General features: G+C 57.9%; 23 protein-coding genes and 1 pseudogene. 18 read left to right on the forward strand and 6 right to left on the reverse strand.

Features of this window, described 5'->3' with window-relative positions; translation table 11 throughout:
* Positions 1 to 72: 72 nt before the first annotated feature.
* Positions 73 to 357, reverse strand: a complete 285-nt coding sequence (locus tag ACFXS9_RS26840; protein ID WP_392693848.1) for a helix-turn-helix transcriptional regulator — start codon at positions 355 to 357, stop codon at positions 73 to 75.
* 169 nt (positions 358 to 526) lie between these two features.
* Between ACFXS9_RS26840 and ACFXS9_RS26845 the strand changes: the two genes are divergently transcribed.
* The 10 genes from ACFXS9_RS26845 to ACFXS9_RS26890 all read left to right on the forward strand — a co-directional run bounded on the left by ACFXS9_RS26845 (position 527) and on the right by ACFXS9_RS26890 (position 8,050).
* Positions 527 to 1,234, forward strand: coding sequence for a hypothetical protein (locus tag ACFXS9_RS26845; RefSeq protein ID WP_392693851.1), 708 nt, complete (start codon positions 527 to 529; stop codon positions 1,232 to 1,234).
* Positions 1,235 to 1,302: 68 nt separating this feature from the next.
* Positions 1,303 to 1,545 carry a hypothetical protein gene (locus ACFXS9_RS26850; protein WP_392693853.1) on the forward strand — a complete coding sequence of 81 codons (243 nt, stop codon included), beginning with the start codon at positions 1,303 to 1,305 and terminating at the stop codon, positions 1,543 to 1,545.
* 102 nt (positions 1,546 to 1,647) lie between these two features.
* Positions 1,648 to 2,349, forward strand: coding sequence for a hypothetical protein (locus ACFXS9_RS26855; RefSeq protein WP_392693856.1), 702 nt, complete (start codon positions 1,648 to 1,650; stop codon positions 2,347 to 2,349).
* 91 nt (positions 2,350 to 2,440) lie between these two features.
* Positions 2,441 to 4,540, forward strand: a complete 2,100-nt coding sequence (locus ACFXS9_RS26860) for an AAA family ATPase (RefSeq protein WP_392693859.1) — start codon at positions 2,441 to 2,443, stop codon at positions 4,538 to 4,540.
* 321 nt (positions 4,541 to 4,861) lie between these two features.
* Entirely contained in the window at positions 4,862 to 5,347 is a 486-nt protein-coding gene (locus ACFXS9_RS26865; RefSeq protein WP_392693861.1) for a hypothetical protein, read from the forward strand.
* A gap of 38 nt (positions 5,348 to 5,385) precedes the next feature.
* The gene (locus ACFXS9_RS26870; protein WP_392693864.1) at positions 5,386 to 5,553 is read left to right on the forward strand and encodes a hypothetical protein; all 168 of its coding nucleotides are present in this window, start codon (positions 5,386 to 5,388) and stop codon (positions 5,551 to 5,553) included.
* A gap of 9 nt (positions 5,554 to 5,562) precedes the next feature.
* On the forward strand, positions 5,563 to 5,949 hold the full coding sequence (locus ACFXS9_RS26875) for a hypothetical protein (RefSeq protein ID WP_392693867.1): 387 nt from the start codon (positions 5,563 to 5,565) through the stop codon (positions 5,947 to 5,949).
* Between the two features lie 268 nt (positions 5,950 to 6,217).
* A complete protein-coding gene (locus tag ACFXS9_RS26880; protein WP_392693869.1) occupies positions 6,218 to 7,021 on the forward strand; it encodes a hypothetical protein in 804 nt (267 codons plus the stop codon).
* Positions 7,018 to 7,263, forward strand: coding sequence for a hypothetical protein (locus tag ACFXS9_RS26885; protein WP_392693872.1), 246 nt, complete (start codon positions 7,018 to 7,020; stop codon positions 7,261 to 7,263). The genes ACFXS9_RS26880 and ACFXS9_RS26885 overlap by 4 nt, the downstream gene beginning before the upstream one ends.
* Entirely contained in the window at positions 7,256 to 8,050 is a 795-nt protein-coding gene (locus ACFXS9_RS26890) for a hypothetical protein (RefSeq protein ID WP_392693874.1), read from the forward strand. The genes ACFXS9_RS26885 and ACFXS9_RS26890 overlap by 8 nt, the downstream gene beginning before the upstream one ends.
* A gap of 333 nt (positions 8,051 to 8,383) precedes the next feature.
* Here ACFXS9_RS26890 and ACFXS9_RS26895 read toward each other — a convergent pair whose 3' ends face one another.
* Complete coding sequence (locus ACFXS9_RS26895) at positions 8,384 to 8,614, reverse strand: hypothetical protein (protein ID WP_392693877.1); 231 nt, start codon at positions 8,612 to 8,614, stop codon at positions 8,384 to 8,386.
* Positions 8,615 to 8,699: 85 nt separating this feature from the next.
* Between ACFXS9_RS26895 and ACFXS9_RS26900 the strand changes: the two genes are divergently transcribed.
* Entirely contained in the window at positions 8,700 to 9,701 is a 1,002-nt protein-coding gene (locus ACFXS9_RS26900) for a hypothetical protein (protein WP_392693879.1), read from the forward strand.
* A 114-nt stretch (positions 9,702 to 9,815) separates the two neighbouring features.
* Complete coding sequence (locus ACFXS9_RS26905; RefSeq protein WP_392700027.1) at positions 9,816 to 9,998, forward strand: hypothetical protein; 183 nt, start codon at positions 9,816 to 9,818, stop codon at positions 9,996 to 9,998.
* Positions 9,999 to 10,185: 187 nt separating this feature from the next.
* Here the strand turns inward: ACFXS9_RS26905 and ACFXS9_RS26910 are convergent, their stop codons facing one another.
* A complete protein-coding gene (locus tag ACFXS9_RS26910) occupies positions 10,186 to 10,431 on the reverse strand; it encodes a hypothetical protein (RefSeq protein WP_392693882.1) in 246 nt (81 codons plus the stop codon).
* 68 nt (positions 10,432 to 10,499) lie between these two features.
* Here ACFXS9_RS26910 and ACFXS9_RS26915 point away from each other — a divergent pair, with 68 nt between their 5' ends.
* Complete coding sequence (locus tag ACFXS9_RS26915; RefSeq protein ID WP_392693884.1) at positions 10,500 to 10,649, forward strand: hypothetical protein; 150 nt, start codon at positions 10,500 to 10,502, stop codon at positions 10,647 to 10,649.
* 141 nt (positions 10,650 to 10,790) lie between these two features.
* Here ACFXS9_RS26915 and ACFXS9_RS26920 read toward each other — a convergent pair whose 3' ends face one another.
* Positions 10,791 to 10,967, reverse strand: a complete 177-nt coding sequence (locus ACFXS9_RS26920; RefSeq protein WP_392693887.1) for a hypothetical protein — start codon at positions 10,965 to 10,967, stop codon at positions 10,791 to 10,793.
* A 609-nt stretch (positions 10,968 to 11,576) separates the two neighbouring features.
* On the opposite strand from ACFXS9_RS26920, the gene ACFXS9_RS26925 reads away from it, so the two are divergent.
* Positions 11,577 to 11,804 (forward strand): hypothetical protein, encoded by a 228-nt coding sequence (locus ACFXS9_RS26925; RefSeq protein WP_392693889.1) that lies wholly within the window; start codon positions 11,577 to 11,579, stop codon positions 11,802 to 11,804.
* A gap of 101 nt (positions 11,805 to 11,905) precedes the next feature.
* Here ACFXS9_RS26925 and ACFXS9_RS26930 read toward each other — a convergent pair.
* Positions 11,906 to 12,364, reverse strand: a pseudogene (locus ACFXS9_RS26930) (SOS response-associated peptidase family protein); the annotation flags it as partial.
* Between the two features lie 41 nt (positions 12,365 to 12,405).
* Here ACFXS9_RS26930 and ACFXS9_RS26935 point away from each other — a divergent pair.
* From ACFXS9_RS26935 to ACFXS9_RS26945, 3 genes are all read left to right on the forward strand, one after another.
* On the forward strand, positions 12,406 to 12,699 hold the full coding sequence (locus ACFXS9_RS26935; protein ID WP_392693892.1) for a hypothetical protein: 294 nt from the start codon (positions 12,406 to 12,408) through the stop codon (positions 12,697 to 12,699).
* Between the two features lie 323 nt (positions 12,700 to 13,022).
* A complete protein-coding gene (locus tag ACFXS9_RS26940) occupies positions 13,023 to 13,190 on the forward strand; it encodes a hypothetical protein (protein WP_392693895.1) in 168 nt (55 codons plus the stop codon).
* Positions 13,191 to 13,307: 117 nt separating this feature from the next.
* Positions 13,308 to 13,616, forward strand: a complete 309-nt coding sequence (locus tag ACFXS9_RS26945) for a hypothetical protein (protein ID WP_392693897.1) — start codon at positions 13,308 to 13,310, stop codon at positions 13,614 to 13,616.
* Between the two features lie 18 nt (positions 13,617 to 13,634).
* On the opposite strand, the gene ACFXS9_RS26950 is transcribed toward ACFXS9_RS26945, so the two are convergent.
* Positions 13,635 to 14,300: an SOS response-associated peptidase gene (locus ACFXS9_RS26950; RefSeq protein ID WP_392693899.1), complete on the reverse strand. Its 666-nt coding sequence runs from the start codon at positions 14,298 to 14,300 to the stop codon at positions 13,635 to 13,637.
* Between the two features lie 969 nt (positions 14,301 to 15,269).
* Between ACFXS9_RS26950 and ACFXS9_RS26955 the strand changes: the two genes are divergently transcribed.
* A complete protein-coding gene (locus ACFXS9_RS26955; protein ID WP_392700029.1) occupies positions 15,270 to 15,581 on the forward strand; it encodes a DNA -binding domain-containing protein in 312 nt (103 codons plus the stop codon).
* Positions 15,582 to 15,968: the final 387 nt, after the last annotated feature.

Consider the following 15,968-nt stretch of genomic DNA (forward strand, 5'->3'; position numbering starts at 1 on the left):
GATGGCTTCTTGCATCGCCCGGTATTGCATCGCCCGGTATCTCAAGACGACGACCACGCACGCGGCTGCGGCTCAGGCGGCGGACCGCTTGCGACGCCCCTTGCCTCGCCCACGGTTCGGATTGAATTCGTCAACGGTGTTCTGCCAAGCGATGATTTCATCTTCGAACCAAACCCTGCGGTTCGGGCTGATGTAGGTCGATCGCGGAAATCGGCCCGCCTTCTCCATGCGGAACAGGGTGGTGCGGCCGACCGGGACGATCTCCAACACTTGTTTTTCATTCAGCATGCGTCGAGGCCCGGCTTTGCCCGGGCTGGCGTCCTCCGTTTCGGCTTCCTCTCTCCTTGCAGTGGTCATCGCGAACTCCGGGGTGTTTCTCGGAGTATTGTCCGGCTTCGCCTATTCTGCGAAGGTTACGCGCGCCCGCGACTTCGTCCCGGCGTGTAACCCTGTCAGCCTAGCCTTGCGCGCGCCCTATTGTTTCTGCATGGCTCTAGCGATAGCTCCCACCGCTCAAGGTCTCGCTATGGCCCATGACGAACCCGCCGACAGGTCTGGCTATTCCATCCACGGTTGGCGATTGTCAGCGGCCATATTCAAGAAGCCGGAGCAGATCGCCGACGTTGTGAAACGCTTCGGCCCGCAACGCCCGTCTGCGCTTCGGGAAATCATCCAAAAACTAGATGTGATCGTCACCGACTATCGGATCGCGCGCAAGAAACGGCCGCTTAAATTCGAAGATGCCGAGCCTATCTTGCAGCAGTTCGAAAATTCGCTGCTCAAGGTCAAAGAGCAGTGGCTCGTTCAGCTAAGTCCAATGCACGACGCCTTCATCGCGCTAAGGATGCGGATGGTCCCGCCTAGCGAGCGAAAACGAGAAAGCCGGGCGGCGATGACCTCGATCGACCTTGAACTGGTGGCGACAACCCTGCTCAATATAACCGGCCGACTGCGCGATCCGAAACAATATGCTGCCGCACATCATCAGCCGGGTGGTAAGTCTTTTGAACGCGCGTTCCTGTGGGAGCCGCTCTTGCGGCTGATGAAGGAACACCACGCGAAGCCGGGCCAGCACGGGTCCTTCTTCGGGGCAGCCAAGGCTCTGCACCTTGCTATCGGGATCGCTCCGCCGCCGGAAGGCACTATCAAAAAAATGTTGCATGACTTGAGGCAGGGCGCGCGCTCGAAGCGGGGCAAGGGTTACGCCACCGCCAAGGAACGTCCGAACGCGTAACCTTTACGTTCAGCAGCAACCGACAGACCTTCTCGGGCACGTTCAACAACCGAAGGAGCTGTCCGGAAATGATCATCCCGACGCGGTCGGAAGCCAATCGCGCTGTTCGCCGTTTGCTGCAGTCCACCAAAAAGTCCAAGGCAGAACGTCTCGGATATCGCGTTTCCGAGTGGTCCGAGATGACCGGCACGAGCCGTCAGACCACTTGGCGCGCGATTAGGAACGGCACACTCAGGACGGTGACCTATTGCGGGATCACGTTGATCCCTGACAGCGAGCGCGTTCGCCTCGGCTTCGATGTCACCACCTGAAAATTGTATGCGACGCCCGGCTCGCGGCCGGGCGCTTTGCATCGCAACTTCTCGATGAACCATTTGCAGTTGGCCGCCAAACCAACTTCTAAGGAAACTACGATGGACAACATTATACCCGAGGTTGGTTGCTCCGAGCAACCGACAAAACTCGACCAGATCGTCACGGATGCGCAAGCAGCTTGGGCGCGCCTCAACAATTCTCATGCTTGGGCCGATTGGGTGCTGGTCGCCACCGCTTTGGCTGCCGGTCGTGGTGAAGCAATGCTCATGGCTGGGACTAACAAACCGTCCGGCCCGAAATTCAAGAGGGAAATTAACAGGTGGCTAAAGGAAAAGAACCTCGACGCCATCGATAAGACCACTCGGTCAAGGGCGATCGAATGCTTTGAGCATCTCGCCGATATTGAAAAGTGGCGCGCGACACTCCCGGTTAGCGAGCGCCTCGCACTCAATCACCCAACCACAGTCCTTCGGCATTGGAAGCGCAAGACGATCGTGCCCGATCCGAACGCCGTCAAGAAGGTTTCGATCAGAGAGAAGCTAAATGCAACCATCGCCGAGCTTGAAGAGCAAAACTTCCGCATGCGGAAGGAAATAGAACGCGGCGGTGGTGATCTGTGGACGCACGATGATACGGCGAAAGACATCGCCCTCGTGATCTCTTCGCAGTTTAGCCACTCGAAGATCAGCGACATTGCCCGCGAACTTGCAAAACTTGCTCGTGAAAAATCCGGCGAAGCGAAGGCTCGGCAGGTTGGCCAGGTATGCCGCAACGGAACTCCGCCCTCGGACGTGCGGTGATGGGCAATACCGATCTCAGCGATCTGCGCACCGCCTTGATACACCGCGCCGCTGTCCTCATGCGGGGTTTTGATCAGTCAGGCGCACGGCCATGAACGCGCAATCAAAAATCCTAGCTCCGATTGCCGACGTGATCAGCGAGTTCTTTTACACGCTGTTCGCGCCGAATTTCTCGCATGCATTCCCAGAAGCGTGGATTGAGGTCGTCTGCATCCGACCTGACAAAAAGATCGCATGGCGTTTTTTCTCTGCGCACGACCTTAAGCCGGTCATCGAATACGTCGTAAAGATGAATTCGGGTGGGTGCAACATTTACACGGGCGCTGCCCTGCGTCACGGCGAGAAGCCGAATAAAGGACGCGCCGGAAAAGAGCATTTCTGCGCCGCCTCGCACTTCTGGATCGATTGCGACGACGCTGGAGTTTACGAACGCGCCATTGCTACTTGCAAGGAACACAGCCTTGAGCCGGTCATGGCGCACATCACAGGCACCGCCCCGCACACCCGTGGGCAGATTTGGTTCAAGAGCGCCCAGCCGATCACCGACACGGCAGAGCTGGAGACCGGGCTCACCGCTCTGCGCGACCTATTTGACGGCGATCATGTACAGAATGCCGATCGCATCATGCGCGTTCCGGGCACGGTCAGTTTTCCGTCGCCGGACAAAGTTGCGCGCGGCTACGTCGTCGAATTGACGACGCTACAGACTGCTCGCGATGCGCCGACCTATCCGGTCGAGGCATTGTGCAATCTGCGACCATTAAAAAGTACTCACAAAACTCCCAGTACCGACACTGGTTCGCGCGGAAAAAGCTACGCTGACGCCGATCTCTATCAGCAGCACGCTGATCGAATGGCTGGAGAAATGGGCCGCCTCACCGATGCGGATATAGATGCTCGGCTGGCAAGGCACGCCAATGGCGTAGGCGAAAACTGGCACAACGATCTGCTCGCCGTCACTGACGAAATGCTGAAGCGCGGCTGCGACACATATACCATCCGCCGCGCGATTGCGTATGCCTGCAAAAACGGAATGGACGACCGCGACATCGGTCCTCTGATCGACAAGCGATGGCTTGCGTCGATGGAGGAAGGGATTAAGGCGCAGCGCGAGGCTAGAGCCGAAAAGAAGTTTGCAGGTGCCGCGCTGTCGCTCACCTTTTTCGGCGAATTCGAGGAGAAAGCCAAGAAGCGGCCGATCCTGAAGGGGTTCCTGAACAGGGGCGAGAATTCCGCCCTGATAGGCCCGCCGAAGTCCCTGAAGTCCGGTCTAATGAGCGAGATCGCACTGCACTGTGCTGCTGGTATAGATTGGCGCGGTCACCCCGCTAGTGAACGTTGCGGCGTAGTAATCTTCGCACTTGAGCGCGCTGACCTCTACAGGCGGCGGCTCGATGCTTACCGGGTGCGCGACGGGTTCAAGGAGAAGCTCCCGATTGCTGTTGCGGGAACGGTGATCGACTTACTCAATCCGAAATGTACCGAACTGATTGTCGCCACGGTCCGCGAAGCCGAAAAGAAGTTTGGCTGCGCCGTCGGGCTGATCGTGATCGATACTTTTTCGAAGGGTATCGCAGCGGGCGGCGGCGATGAGGACAAGGCCAAGGACCAGAACCGGGTCGCGGCCAACCTGCGCCGGGTGCAAGGGGTCATCGACGTGCACATCGCCTGCGTCGGACACACTGGCAAGGACGAGAGCCGTGGCGCCCGGGGAAGCAATGCTCACCTCGGTGACATCGACTTGATGATCCAGATCAGCGGGGAAAAGATCAAGTTCGCCAAGGTGACGGCCGCAAACGATCAGCCCGAACGAGTGGTGGCCCAATTTCAGGCCGAGCTAGTCGAAGTGGGCGTGGACGAAGACGGCGAAGTGGAGACCGTATCGATTGTCTCAAACGAGGAAGTTTCGAGCGCCGAACCTGGCGGGGGCAAACTTTCCGATGCCCAGCAGGCGGCTCTGGAGCAGCTGTGGGAATGCATCGCAGATGGCGAAACCGCGTCACGCCCCAACGATGTGCACGTTCCCCCGGGCGCGAAGGGGGTCAAACTCACCACATGGAGAAGCCGCCTGATAGCAAGGGCAATCATCAATCCCGAGGGTAACCCTTACGAGCAATTTAAGCGCATTCACCTGAAGCTGGCAAAGCTGAAGAAGATCGGAATTTGGGGAGAGTTCGTATGGCCGACTTAGCTGGTCTCACGATCTCACAGCCCCTCACATTGGCTCACAACGGAGCTGCTTGTGAGATTGCCTTTCAACGTCTCACTCACACACCCCCTCTCTATAGAGGGGTGTGTGATGTGAGACTGAGGTGGTCGGTGCAGAAGGATATGTTGCGCGCGCCTCGCGGGCACGATCTGGTGCCTGCAAGCAGGGATCACACGGCGCAGGTTTGCGCGGGGGTCCCTGTGGATAGCCGCCCTAGGGCGGGTGCGCACTCGGCCCTAGCCAAAACTAAGTGCCAGACCGCTATAGCCCGCATTTTTCTTTGTGTTGTTTGGAGGTGAAACCATGCACGAGTACACGATCGGCAAATGCGCCGAGATGATCGAGAAGGATCGCGCGACGCTCGTGCGCATCTTGCGCAAGGTGCCGCCCGACGCAGGCACGGCATCGCGCCCACTTTACCGGCTCGGCACGGTCGTGAAAGCGCTGATCGCCTATGAGACCAAGCCGGACGGCCGTCACGGCAACAGGGATGAGGCCCGACTTGCCGCCGAGCGCGCCCGGCTCGCGAAGGCGCAGGCTGACGCGGTCGAACTGAAGAACAAAAGCGCTCGCCGCGAAAACGTCCCCGTCTCCATCGTCAAGAAGAGCTTGGAAAACGTCTTCTCGGTTTTTCGCGAGCGTTGCTTGTCGATCCCGGGAAAAGTCGCAGCGTCTTGCGAGATGCGCTCGCGCGGCGAGGTCGAAAAGATAGTGCGCGATGAGATTTATGAAGCATTGGAGGAGCTTTCGAGGCCGATCTTGCCGGTCGATGGGCCGTGCCCCCGGTGACAAACCCACGACTGATGATGCCGAGGAAGGGGCGCACCATGATTAAGGACCGTAGGCAGCACGGCGAAAGCGTAGCCGGTTTCCGTGTTTGCGAGAACGGCGATGTCGAGCTGCTTGGCGATGCGGAGGTTGAGACGATTGTCGAGCGCGGCCTTCGCGAGGCCCTCGAACAGCTTCGGCCGCCGCACCGGCCGTCCCTGCACTGAGGGCGGTCGATGATTGATCAGAAGCGTATGATCGCCCAGCTCCTGCACATGCTTGCGGAGCTGGGTTGGACGCCGCCGAACGGCGATGTTGTCGATCTCATCCTCAAGGGCGAGCTGTTGAGCCTTGAACAGGCGGCTGACGTCACCGAATGCTCTGATGAAAAAATCAGAAAAGCATGCGTGGCAGCAGCCGCGACGAAACGCCCGCTGGGGATCAATTTTGCGGGCCGCTGGTTCGTTGGCAGAGAGCGCCTGCTTGACGACATTGAACAGGGCAAGATTGACCGGCGTCGCGGAAGCGAAGCGCGGCTGCGGGCCGAGCAGCGAGCGAAAAAGTATGAAAGCTGGGCGCACCCGCAGGCACCACCAAAACTTCCTGAGCGAGCTGCAGGATAGGCTCGGCCATGCGCCGATTGGCGTGCGCCACAACTATAGTCGATATAATGGCCCGCGTGAGGCGCGCGCCACAGCTTCAGCCTTCGCAACTCACGTGCGCCGCGCTACCCTGAGAGTATGAAATTATTCAAGAAGCAAACCTCCATGGAAAAATTGCAAAAGCTCCTCGCGGAGCGGCGGTCGCGCGCTGCTGCGCTGTCTGCTCAGCGCGCGGCTGCGGAAGCGGCTTTGGCGAAGGCGACGGCGGCCCATCAATCACATCTGATCGATGGCGACTACGCTGACGAAAAAGGTCAGCGCCAAGCTGCATGACGAAGTAGTTGCTTGCACTTTGAGGGTCAGCGGCTTCGACGCGCCGCTTGCAGGACTGCACGCCCAGATCGCCGATTTGGAGAAGAACATTGCCGACGAACAGGCCGCCATCGAGCGCACAGCGGCTGCCGATAAGCTCGCGCAACAGGTTGCTGTCATCGAGACGGCGCTTCCAAAGCTCATGAGAGCAAGCAGCGCGCTCACTGAAGCGCTATCGGCGCTTAGCCATTGGAATTTCGAGTGCGACCAGATGAAGACCTACATCATCAATACAACGGCGCAGATCGAGCTTGCTTCTGGGCTCTCACTAGCCGAGCTGCGAGCGACCGTGGATAGGATAAGGACCGGTGATGCGCCGATACCGTGCGAGCCGGATGCCGAGCCGATTACGATCGTCGAACCGCCGCCGGAAACGATGACGGTCTGGTTGGTCCGGTCCGTCAAGTTCCGCGACCATACGGGCGTAGTACGACACGCTCGGCAATACGATGATGCCCAAATGCCACTTGAGACCGCGCAACTCGCCCTGCGTCTAAGTGTTGCGATGCCTTTAACCGATCCCCGGCGACGCAATTTGAAAGGTGCTCGCGGTGGCGACTACGTCGATCCGCGCGCGCCTGATATCGTCGATCTCGATGCGGACACCGCCAAGATGCCCAACGTCAACGTCGATAGCTCGGTTCTGGCGGCGGCTGTTTTTAAGGTCATCGATCGTTCCGCAGAAAACCGAAACCTTGAAATTGCGGTGCCGCGACGATGAGCACGAAAATCGGCCCTCCGGGCTGGCAGCCGCATGCGATCGTCTCGCGCCTCGACGGTTTCGTCAGTGTGAATGGTCGCGTGCCCGACTTCATCACCAACATGATGGCGACAACTGAAGCGCGGACCAACAATCGTTCGATCGCAGCTATTCGCGCGCGCATGCTTGCGCGCCAGCGTGTGCACGATCGCTCGTCTAGAAGATTGGACAAGCGCTCTGCCAAGGAACGCCGCTATGACTGAGAATTCGGACGAACCGATCGAGGAGGCAACAGCGTGCGGTTCGTCGGATAGCGGCCAGCTCGCGAGTTCGGCGAGCTGGCATCATGATGACGAAGTTGATGATGGCTACGACGATCTGCTCGCATCGATCGGGCGCACCGAGGATCAGGACCGACGCATTGCGGTCCATGAGCTTTCGCATTTCTTCATAAACCGCCTTCTCGGTACGAGCAGCATCAGCGAGGTGACGATTGATCCTGCTGGGGATTACGAGGGGCTATGTCGTGGCGCTAGGCGGTCGGCGTTCACCAAGGAAGGTGTTGTCGGCGCAGACGCTGCGGACATTCGGAAAATATTACAGCCCATCATGCCGGAGCCGGGGCAGGATCGCACACCTAAGGCAGATGTCTTTCAGAGTGTTCTCGATGCCTGCACCGAGTTGATGGCGGGCGAAGTCGGCGAAGGCATGTTCTTCGACGAGCCCTGCTTTGCTTCTGACGATCGGCGTCAGGCGATTGAACTAGCATCGTTAGTATGCCGGTCTCCCGAAGCCATCGAACAGTTTCTGTCATTCTGTGAGCGTCAAGCGTTCGACCTCTTATCCGAACACGTGACCGTGCTGATGTCGATGCAGATTATTCTGCGGATGCACAGGACGATGTCCGGTAGCGAGCTAGACGAAGCGATCGCGAGCGTGCTGGCGCATCAAGCATTGGCTCGTGAACGTCACCGTCGGGAGCAGTGGCAACGCACTGTCGAGCGAGCGGCGGCGTTTGAGCGTCAGCACGTGATCGTCAGGACGAGGTAAATTAGCTCCAGCTAAGATCGCCTCGGCAGCCGCTTCCGGGGGCTTCCTCGTCTTTTGGTGACAATTCTTGTCGGGACTATGCGTACAATGCTTCGTATCTTTGTTGCTTCCGTTGCATTGGTGGCGATCACGATTGTGCTGCTGCTCCACGCGACACATCATGGTGCGCATGCAATCTCTCCGACGCATTGCGGCTTTTGGACTGAAATGGAGGAAGGGCTGTCGTGTCGCTAGTCTGCCGAGGTGGCCCTTGGGCGCCTTGTTGACCTGCCTTGTTGACCTGCAGAGGCAGCCTTCCGATGAGCCTGTCGGGGGGCGAGCGGACTTAGAACTCTAAGCGGCGCGTTCCTTGTCCGACTGTTCCTCCACGGCGGTCGCGGTTTCTTCCAACCCCTTTTCGTAATTGCCCGCGAACCTCTCGATATTGTCGGCCCACATCCTCAACATAGAGACCTGAAAGTGCACAATTGGCTTCAAGGCGTTCATGCCGATTGCTGTGGCGGCGGTGATGCGCCTTTCTTGGTCGCGCGCGAAGTGGTTTGCTTCATGTATCTTGTCAGCCATGCTGTTCGCTCCTTCCGCGCTGGTGTTGTGCTCCAAAAGCTGTGTCGGCTTACGCGCCGCGCGATTCTAAACACGTAGCCAAGGCATGATCTGCTGCGCGTCTCGCATCTCGGTCTTCATGCAATTCGTCCAATTTTTTCAGGTAAGCGACCGCCGCTATTTGCAAGGGACCGAAATCGTATTCGCCGGTATCACAAAGGCTGCTGATGTAGCGGTAGAGGGCAGCACGCCTCTCGTCGTTTTCGCTCACACCGCTGTGGAGCAGCAAGTAGTTCCGCCAAGCGAATGCGCACGCACCTTCTACGGCATTAGAAGTCATGGGCGCCTCCCAAGCCAAAGAAAGTCTGACGAGCCGTTTCGTTCCGCGAATTTCCTCAGATGTAATGCTGTTCCGTTACTGCGCCGCAAGGTATTTGCGCGCACTCTTATAGCATCGGTGGTGATAGGAGCGATCACTTCCCCTGATTGTTCGAGATTTCCGAGAACTGCGCAAGAATGCCCGCTTTCCGGCGGGCTTCTTTGTGAGTTGAGTTATTGCCAAGGCGTACCCAAGCCATGCCGGGGTTCATTAAGACCCAGCTTGCAACCTGTCCAAGAGGACACCATGGGATTTTCGAAGGCCGAACGCCAGCAGCTGTTTCGCGAGAAGTGCGCCAAGGAATTGACGGAGAAGCTGGCGACGCTGGAAGCCGGTCTGAAGTCCGACGCGTACCTGATCGAGGCGCGGCAGGAGTTAGCCGAGGCGCGGCAGGAGATCGAGAGGCTGCGCAGGGACAACAGAAGACTGGCTGCCGAGCTAAAAGGGTGGTTCATCAAGCTCGGAGAGGAAATCGATCGTCTGCGCAGACGCGATTTCGATTTGTGCGAGACGATTGATCTTCTGAAGGCCCGCAAGGGGATCATATCGATTGCGGCGTTCAAGAAGATCCGGAGCTGCCTGCATCCCGATCGTGTTCAGGACGACGATCTGAAAAAACGGTTTGAAGAAGCGTTCAACATCTTCTCCGAGTTGGAGATGTACGCGGTCGATCCGAAGCAGATCGCCGACAAAGGCTCGGCGACGCATCAGGCTTCGCACACGGTCTAAAGAGGCCGTCAAGAGTCCATTGCCTATGAGCGACATGTCGTCACCTCAACTCTGAGGACCTGGTCTACATGGGGCAAGGTCGGGACCGGATGGTCTCGCACTGTCTCAAGCCGGATCAGGAAGCAACTCGACACCGTGATCAGTCCCAAGTCCAAGCTAACCAAACCCATCACAAAACCCAAAGCCACATGGGTCGAACCGAAATTCTTCGCCGACGTTGAGTATCGCGACATCACATCGGAAGGTCTACTGCGTGCCAGCTCGTTCAAGGGACTTTTTCGGGATGATAAATCCTGATTGTCGCACCTGCTTCGGAGTAGGATGTGTATGTGAAAATCATCCCAAGCGGGCTTGGAGCGACGAGCTGGGGTGCCAGTGTGGGGCGGGCATGCCGTGCGAGTGCGTTAGTGCCGACGGGCTTGATGAGCCTGACATCAGTCAAGTCCTCGAAGCCCCGTCAACTCGCCATTAGCGCCGCCTTGGTCTAATCAGCGATCTCTTTCTTCCTGAGGGACTGCCCTGAAGCAGCCAACTGCTTCGCTGCGACGTATCCGGCTTCAGTGAGCCTGCTCAGGGTGACGTCACCGCGATTGGCACATTCGATTATTTTTCCGGCGATGATCCGACGGGCCCGGTGTTGCTCGCTGCCAGTCGGAAGAAGTAGACACGCACGATCAAGGGCCACTTCCATATTAGCTATCGTTTGACCATCGAAGACATCAGTGATCATGTAATCCTCCCTTGCGACCTGCTTTACTTTGGCGATCTAAGGCCGGGGGATTTCAACCACTCATTTAGGTGCGCAGCCGTATCTATCTGGCGGACCTTCAGCAACAAGTCGTCACGTTCCTTTCCCGGCTCAAACTGACGCGCCTGCGCCTTGAACTTGGCTGCTGCTTCAGCAAGCTGATCTTCAAACGAGTGCGGCTGAACGATTTCGTTTCATGACGCGGCACATAAGGTGCGGGACGCCGATCAATCTTGAATATGGTCATGGATGCTGTCTGTCTGTCTGATGCCCTACATAGCGAAATTAACTCGGTTAAGACCGGCTGCTGCCACTGCCGCGCCCGCCTGAGAGACCCACGGCTAGCGGGCCTTTGAAGCCATCATTGCTCGCTCAATCTCATCGGCTAGCTGATCCAGATGGCGCGCAAGCCGGTCGAACAATTCACGCTTCGCTTTGTGAGTAGCCAAATCCCTGACAATCGCACATTCAGCCGCGTCATTCCGCAGCTTCTCCAGATGGATTTGATAATCTTTCATTGTCCCCTGCGTGTCTTAATTCTCATGGCGCTTACAGTGCGCGCTCGCTTTCCTCTCCGGCCGCCTGCTAATATTAGCGCCCCTCTCTTCACCTCTCTGTCTACTATCGTACAGACGTTGCCAGATTTTCCCGATTATATAGAGAGCGCTAGACTGGTACCCGCTACCCTGTCTGGCTAATTGGAATGGGAATACTACGATGGCCTCGGCGCGATCACGCGCTGGGGCCATTTTTCTTCACGTCGGTCAGCTTGGTGCATCCGGTGAGGTTCTTCGAGCCGTGCATTCTCGTAAGATCTGCAGATCTGCTTCTTTCTGGCGGACTAGCTCGCGTAGAGTTGCGAGCTCCGCAAATTGTCGGACTAGGTCAGCGTTATCTATGTCCAGTTGATACAGGTATTGGCTTGGAATTTGGACAGTCGCCCTCATCACTCCCTCCCACGGAGCTTGCACGCAGTGGTCGAAGAATACCGTTGGCGCGCGGAGAAGTTCCTAATCATTGCCATTTTTTCCCGATAGGCCCGGGAACTCTAGTGGAACCAACGAATTGCTTTTGCGCGAGGAATAAAGCGTGAGATGATCGTTAGCTGATTGAAAAGAGGGGTCGCTATGAACCATCGCGAGCAACAAGAGATTGAGGATCGGCGTAATTTTCTAAAGTCAGCGGGAAGATTTGCAGCGGTGACGCCTCCCGCAATCACGCTACTGCTATCGACTTCTCTAACCTCTGATGCAATCGCCGCGTCTGGCTTGCACGGCGGGCCGAATGGTAACAATGGCTATGGCAATAGGGGCGGCGACGGCAGCCCAAACGGCAAGGATGACAAGTATCGCTGATCCACTTCGTATGAATTAATATCGTAAGCTCGGCCAGCGTGGTTGCGTCGAGCCGCCGCTAAGCCAGCCCCAGCGGCGGCTCTTCTCATTACGCAGGCATACACATTGTCTTCCTTGTCGGCGCCACGGGCGACGATCCTGATCGCATCGTCCGGCAACGGCCGCTGCAGCGCCTTAGCTTCATCCCACGGCGCACGCATCCAAATGTCGCGCTCCTCTTCAGTGAGCAAGATGACCGGCATGGCTTTCGAGTGGATCGGTTCGACGATGGCGTTCGACGAGGTGGTGAGAAATCCATAAACCAGATGTGGCCCCGGGACCGGCTTCGATTTCGTGCCACGATCGCCCTTGAACTCGGTCCAGATGCCCGCGAAGCAGGTCAGCGGCCGGTCATCATTGAGCGCGAACCAGACTACGTCCTTTTTCTTCGTCTCAGGGTTCGGCTCCGGCGCATACTCAGCGAAGCTATTGAACGGCACTAGGCAACGGTTTTCCGACAGTAACGTCGTCGTCATTGGTGCGCGGCTCGACACGCCTGCGCTGGCCTTCAGCCAAACCATCGATGCACTTGGGGTCATGTGCTGGCTGTGGCCCCGAGCGAATGATGCAGAAGATCAATAATGCAGGCATCGATGAGGTTGCGGACGACAAGCATGCCCTCAATGAGCAGCAGCGCGAGGAGAAGGAAGCGCAGATCATGGCCGATGCGCTGCTGATCGAGCGCAGCGAGTGTGCGCTGATCTGGGCCGCCGAAAGTAAGGGTGAGGTGCTCGACTTCAGGGGCGACACGACAGTTCAGGCGGTGCTCGGGCTTACTTTGGTCCAACGACCGCGCGCTAACCCCTCGGGCACTTCGCCTGAGCATGCTTTCAACATCATCGGCGCGCGGCGGTGACAGATCGTGCTGCCGGGGGCTGCTGCCTGCATCTTCCCCGGCATTGCGCGAGGCGCGAGGGCGTTTCGAGCATTGTCCGCCCTCGCGCCACCTCTATTCACAGAACACGCCCAGCCGGGAAACCTGATGCCCGGCAGCACGTCAGCGCGGCCACCTCGCTCGCGCAGGGTGTGCCGCCCGTCCCAACCGCGACGGTCACGATGGCTGATGAACGCCGCGCAGGACGGGGGTGAGCAGGCCGCCCTCGTCCGTGCAATGTTCGCACTTCCTCAAGTCGATGACATCGCTGGGTTATTGACCGTTGCGAGGGGGTGCCAGAATGGTTGATCCATATCAACGCCATCGCTCGTCTGCCGCCAACGATGGCGCATGGCATTTCACCTAAGACGGACTTCCATTATCGAAGTAGCCGGGATCGTGACGGTCATTTTGAGCGTGGCTCTGGTCGCCTGCGTTCTGATTTCCATTTTGGCGACATCATGAAGGGCTAACGCCAATCCTCTTCACGCTCCCGGCCAGTTCGGCTGGACCGCATTAGGAACGATGTCAATTATCCTGCGTAGGGGCGGCGACGAAGCGCTGCCCCGTCAACGCCAAGGGAGGGGACTATGCCGATTTCGATTTCTGCGATTGTCGTGGGAACTCATCTTGTCGTCGCAGCGGCCGATGGAGTACCTGCGTTCGACATCTCCCGAAGCTGCAAACTTGACGTGGCGGCAACGACCGGCCCTTCAGTCGATCAGTCCCTCAAGAACTGTGTGAGCGATGAAAACAGGGCTCGGCAAGAATTGGTGAGCCAGTGGCCCAAATTCTCGGCCTCCAGCAAGGCGCAATGCATTCCGCTGGAGGGTATCGGCGGCGATCCGAGCTATGTGAGCCTTTTGACCTGCCTGCAAATGTATTTATGGGACCGATGACGGCGATGTTCGGACGTGTCATGCTGCCGCCGCGCGATCCTCCTTGTCCGCCCCACGCATGACGACCCTGAGCGCATCGTCCGGCAATGGCCGCTGTAACGACTTAGCTTCATCCCATGGGGCGCGCATCCAGACGTCGCGCTCTTCATCGGTCGTCAGGATCACCGGCATCGCCTTGGGATGGATCGGCTCAACGATAGCGTTAGGCGATGTTGTGAGAAAGCCGTACACGTTGTGCGGTCCCGGTACCGGCTTCGATTTCGTGCCACGATCGCCCTTGAACTCGGTCCAGATGCCCGCAAAGCAGGTTAGCGGCCGATCGTCGTCGATTGCGAACCAAACGACGTCCTTTTTCTTGGTCTCAGGGTTCGGCTCCGGCGCGTATTCGGCGAAGCTGTTGAATGGCACTAGGCAACGGCTTTCCGGCTTCAGCCATCCTCGCCAATGCGGCGACGACGTGTTGCGGATATTGGTTACCGGCGGCCCGCCGTTGCGTGGTGGCGGCGGCATACCCCAACGCATCAGGATCAACTCGCGCTCAGTGCCAGCATTGCGGATGACTGGTGCCGGATAATCAGGAAACACGCCCGGCATCGGGGCAAGGTTGCCGACGTAGCGGTTCATCACGCGGAAGAGGGCTCGGATGGCTTCTTGGTTGGTGGTGATGCTGTAGAGATTGCACATGATAGCAGCGTTACTGCTGATCCTTAGGAGTGGCCCCGCCCGCCGTGTCGGGGACCGGTGTCGGACTAGATTCTTCGGCAGGCGTACCTGTTCTTAGCGCCGGGATCTCCGTGCATTCGCCCGCCCAGAGCTTCGTTCCTTTGACCGTTCCGACGAGCTTGCAACCAACGGGCGCCCTAGGCTTTACCTGAACGAGCGGCTTCGCGCCGACGGTCGGCCGCTTTGCCGGTTTTGCACCTTGAGCTAGTGCAAGTGTGGGAATGAGCAATAAAGCGAAACAAAGCGCTGTCCTCATAACGTGGTTCCACTTCTTCAAGAAGGCGCGCGTCCGCAAAAATCAACTTACCAACTTGTTGGCGCGCGCCAGATCCTCCAGTGCGTCGGAAAAATCAAAATCGGCTCATCGGCCCAAGCATTGTACCACCCGCCCAATTTTAGACGGCATGGAAAACCCAATGGCATAATGCCAGTCTTATTAAGTTCGCCAACTTCCAAATCGCAATCTTCCGGTGCGAGTTGGATCGGTAGCCACCGCAGAGACCGACACGACATCCCTGAGAGCCTAAGGGGCGCGTGAAATAAATGCCGCCACCCGCCTTTGGAAGCTACCAATCTGTCTGAACGCATCCTGCCGCTCTGATCTCTCAGGAAGGCGTTGCGCGGCTTCCCATAGGCTCGCTAACAACCTCGTCAAGTCTTTCAATTCATCGGCCTCGGGCATTCCAACTGTGCGTCGGCTCAACGTTAAGTCCTCATTGTACGAACGGATAAGTGTACGTGCGGGGGCCGCGCGGCGAGTAAAGGAAGAGAGCAAGTGCAGGCAGTATCGATGCCGCGCGGAAGCACTGACGCGGCAGTAGGTGCTCTCTTTACAAGCGTCGCGTAGCACCGATATCCGTCTCCTACTCATGTCGAATACGAGGATCAGCCAGCGGTGGCGGCATACGTTGTGCGTCATTGGGAATAGCTATCCTTTCTCACGCGTTTAGGCAAAAAGCGAGGGCCCGTATGAAAGAGCCGCAACTCAATCCGCAAGTCGCTGATCTAGCTCCTGCCGGTCCGACGCTCACCATGTACGACGAGGAGCACATGATCACGTACATGCGCGTGCTTGATGCTGATCAACAAGGCGCTGACTGGCGTGATGTCTCTCGGATTGTGCTGCACATCGACCCAGACACTGCGGCCGACCGCGCGCGGCGTGCGTTCGAAAGCCATCTCTCGCGTGCCAGATGGATGACGGAGCAAGGTTATCGCCATCTGTTGCGAAGCGGCTCCTGATCATCGCCACGCCTGCGGCACGCGCCGTTACAAGCCGCCAGACAGCGCGCGGTAAGGGCAAATGCTCTCTCAGGTGCAGCGGATATTGACGACGATCAGCTAGTCATGATGAGCATCTTTAGCTCGCTCACCTCGTACGTAAGCTCGTTCATTCTCTTACGCAGACGTCTTGTCTCTCGGATCTGCAGGAAGATGGAGACAATCAGTACGGCAACCACAAAAACAGTGATGGGATCGTCAAATAACCGAACAGCAGCATCCTCTAACATTTTCGCCTCCCCCGGAGACCTAATCTTTTAAGCCTACGTCATTCGTGTCTGGCGGTCCAGTACGGCCAGATTGTTGAGCTTCACAGAGCCGGGATTGCTGTTCATAGTTTTGGGCATT

This window comes from Bradyrhizobium sp. RDI18, from assembly GCF_043203335.1.
GTDB classification, from domain to species: Bacteria; Pseudomonadota; Alphaproteobacteria; order Rhizobiales; family Xanthobacteraceae; genus Bradyrhizobium; species Bradyrhizobium retamae.